We start from the raw sequence: 3,560 nt of genomic DNA, 5'->3' as shown, positions 1-3,560 counted from the left end.
GCATGGAAGAGCTGGATCGCACCCGCGCATGGATGACCAATCTCGGTCGGAAGGGAGCGATTGAACGGGTAGGGATGCCGAAACACTGGGGGCAAGAGGGGTTCACTTGGGTGATGGAGGCGGGAGCACGGGAGGGGAAATAACCAGTCAATAAGGACTGACTGACAGCGGCGCTTGGTCACGGCCTGCGCCAAACCCGTCCGCGCCATGCCTGCAAGGTCGAGGTTGAGATCGCAGTTGACAGCCGCGCCGCGTCGGGCGCGGAGGATCCGAGACAAAAAGTTGCAAGCGCGTCGGTCTCGTGACGTCGCGCAGCGCATACAAGGCGTCGCCGCGGCCGTGGCGCAAGCAATGTGTCGGCCGCCGCCATACATCCCAATCCTTGTAGCTCGAGCAGCCACCCCGGACCTTTGCCACCTACCCCGATCAGTCCCGCAAGAGTGGGATGACATTGCTGCCGCGCATGAACGCGATGGCGCCTTCGCTCCTGATGGCCTCAAGCGCCGCGGTGCGTGCGTCCTTGTCGGAGCGGAACTGATCGTCCCAGACGTGGCTCGTCCCGTCGCAATCGACGACCTCGAGCGTCCACAAGCTCTCTGTCTCGAGCCGGTAGATCTCGATAGAGAAGGGATAGCTGTTCACCATAACGGTCTGGCACCTCCCTGACATCACGACATTCGGCTCGTCTTCTTCCATCAGCCCGCTCCCCTCACAGCTTCCCCCTCTGCATCACCTTGCTCGCACGCTTCAGGCAACGCGTCTAGGCTGAGACGGCTCGCCGAGGATGATGCCTCGATCAAGGAAGCCGGATGCTCCCGCGTTGCCGACGCCCGTATGTCGACTGGGCCCTGCAACTCTCAGAATCGCTCGTAGGTGCGCGGCTTCTCTTATCCGCACTTCTTGCTGCAGATTTTCGCGAGGTATGCATCAGGCGCGTTTCTGGTGGTCCTGGCGCTACTCCTCGACCTCGCCGTATCTCTTCAGGGAGAGAGACACGCTGTCAGTTCGCCATAGTGTCACCCGCGCGCTCCCGAGGCCATTGCGGCTTGCCCGCCCCCGGCTCTCGCTAGCATCGGGGCTCGACCTGAGCTTCGGGCGCGCATGTCGCTTGCCGGAGCCCTGCTCTACAGAATTCGCCAACTGCGCACTCCTCACGGGCCTGCGATTGCTCCCTGCCACGTTCGAACGTCACCAGATCAAATGAGGTAATTTAATACCCCATTCGGAAAGCGACGCGGTTTCTTCGACGTCGCGAGATGTGCGGCGTATAAGGTCGAAAACAGCGATTTCCTGTATAACTTACGTTCAACAACTATACTAGGTTGCCCCGCCTTCGCGGCGTATCAGCCGCTCAAGACGCAAGGCAAGGCCTTGTAAATATGAAATATTTCTGGAGCCACCTTGGTTTTGCGCCCGACGGACGCGTCCACGCAGAGTATAATGTAGTCATCAGCAACAAAGAAGAGGCCAAGATGCCCAACCCGATGACGAAGACCGTGACCGACGCCTGCGAGAGCTGGCTCAAGACCTGCGAACGCAATCAGCTCGAGCGATCGACCCTGAAGGCCTACCGCAGCCACGCCCGCGTTCACATCGAGCCGAAGATCGGCCCTCTCGCCCTCGCTGACCTTTCCCGAGGTCAGGTGCGCGACTTCATGCACGAGCTGCTCGATGACGGCATCTCGCAAGCACTCGTGCGCAAGGTCATGATCAGCCTGCGCGCCGTGCTGTCCGAAGCCGTCGAGCGGGAGTGGATCGAGCACAACGTCGCCACCGACGTGAAGATGCGCCGCCGGCGCCGCTCCGAAAGCGACGAGCGCGTCATCCCGACGAAAGACGAGATCAGGTTGATCGTCGAGAACGCGCCGGCTTCGCACCGCGCCATGTTCATCACCGCGATCTTCACCGGCATGCGGATCTCGGAATTGCGCGGACTGACCTGGGACAATGTCGATCTCGACCGCGGCCTTGTGCATGTTCGCCAGCGCGCCGACGAGCACTGCGTTCTCGGCAAGCCCAAGAGCCGCGCCGGCCACCGTGACATCCCGATGGCGCCGCTCGTGCGCGAAACACTCGCGCAATGGCAAAGAACGGTGCCCGTGACGGTGCAAAACCTTGTATTCCCGAATGGCGCGGGCAAGATCCAGAACTACTCGAACATCTACAATCGCGTCTTCAAGCCGATGCTCGTCGCGAACGCCATCGTCGACGCTGCCGGTGAGCCGAAGTTCGGTCTGCATGCGCTGCGACACGCCGCTGCGTCGCTCTTCATCGAGCAGGGCTGGAACCCGAAGAAGATCCAGACGCTACTTGGTCACGCGTCGATCACCATGACGATGGACGTCTACGGGCACCTCTTCGAGAACGCCGAGGAGGACGTCTCGATGTTCGCGAAGCTCGAGCACGATCTTCTCGCGGCGTAGCCGTCACTCATCTCTTCGGTCGGATCCCACTGCGGGCAGGTGTGCACATCGCGAGCACCCTGCCCGTTTTCTTTCTGGGCGACGACGCTCAGCGCGATCAATCAGTATGGATTGAAAATCCTCGTGTCGGTGGTTCGATTCCGCCCCCGGGCACCACTTCCTAGATCGCCAGAAATCCTCACGGCGTTAAACGCTGAGCGCACATGCGCGGTCTGGCGTATCTCCGAGATCCTCTCGCCCCCGCCCGATCACGTGCCCCTCAGTCTCGCCCCGGCACGCCCACGGTCACCGTGCTTTGCCAGGCGCCGTCCGCGAGGACGTGGCGCACCGAGCCAATGTAGGCATTGCCGTCGAAGCGCGCGCCGAGGCCGTTGAGCTCGAGCAACTCCCCTGCCACCAGTCCGAGATTGCCCGGCAGGCATATCTCGCCGCGGAACCGGGACAGGCGGCTTTGCGCCATGATCGCGTCGGCCCAGGCCTGTAACGCGTCGGGATGCATGGCGGAGCCGCTGGAGGTGCGGCAGGTCACGTCCAGAACCTTGCCAAGCGCTTCGCCGCTCAGGTCTCCCTGCTCGTTGACGGAAGGCTCCCCTCCCCGCGCGGTGATCCGTTCATGGCCTTCGGGATCGTCGGCCTCGATGACCACCGCGGCGTCTTGCGTGGCGGCATCCATCGTGAGCTCGAAGCCGATGATGTCCTCCCCGAGGGTCGCGCTCAGACCCGGCGACGCAAACTTCGGCGCGGCCATGGTGACCGTCCCGTTCGCGACCGACACCACCAGCCCGTTCGCCGCAGCGACGCGCAGCACCACCTCCCAGGCGGTGTCGCCCTGCCAGAGCTCACGGGCCGACCTCCCGGGCATCGGGGCAATATCCTGCCCGAGCCCGGCGACGCGAAGGAGCGCGGTGATCACGGCATCGTCGGCGATGCCCTCATGCGGTTCCGGGGCGGCGAGACGCGCGAGCTTTTGCGCGATGTCGCCGCAGGTGACGATCAGGGCCGATCCGCGCTCGCCATCCATGCGGATGGTCTGGGCCAGGAGGATGCCCTGAAACGCGTCGGCAGGCTGTCCGTCATAGCCGAGCCTCAGCACGATCTCGGCCCCCGGCACGAAGAGCGCCGAGCTGCTATGCGCGA

3 protein-coding genes are annotated in these 3,560 nt (G+C 63.3%); 1 reads left to right on the top strand and 2 read right to left on the bottom strand.

All coding sequences use genetic code 11. The annotated features are described in order from the left end of the window. Positions 1-426: 426 nt before the first annotated feature. A complete protein-coding gene (locus tag AC6RA4_RS24075; protein ID WP_500164631.1) occupies positions 427-696 on the bottom strand; it encodes a hypothetical protein in 270 nt (89 codons plus the stop codon). Positions 697-1,472: 776 nt separating this feature from the next. On the opposite strand from AC6RA4_RS24075, the gene AC6RA4_RS24070 reads away from it, so the two are divergent. Then, positions 1,473-2,423 carry a tyrosine-type recombinase/integrase gene (locus AC6RA4_RS24070; RefSeq protein ID WP_500164629.1) on the top strand — a complete coding sequence of 317 codons (951 nt, stop codon included), beginning with the start codon at positions 1,473-1,475 and terminating at the stop codon, positions 2,421-2,423. 259 nt (positions 2,424-2,682) lie between these two features. On the opposite strand, the gene AC6RA4_RS24065 is transcribed toward AC6RA4_RS24070, so the two are convergent. Continuing rightward, a partial coding sequence (locus tag AC6RA4_RS24065) for a phage late control D family protein (RefSeq protein ID WP_500164627.1) occupies positions 2,683-3,560 on the bottom strand: 878 nt, incomplete at its 5' end.

It is taken from the genome of Salipiger sp., from assembly GCF_059781815.1.
Note: the sequence above shows the minus strand (reverse complement) of the source record. Positions and strands in the feature narration are given on the sequence as shown.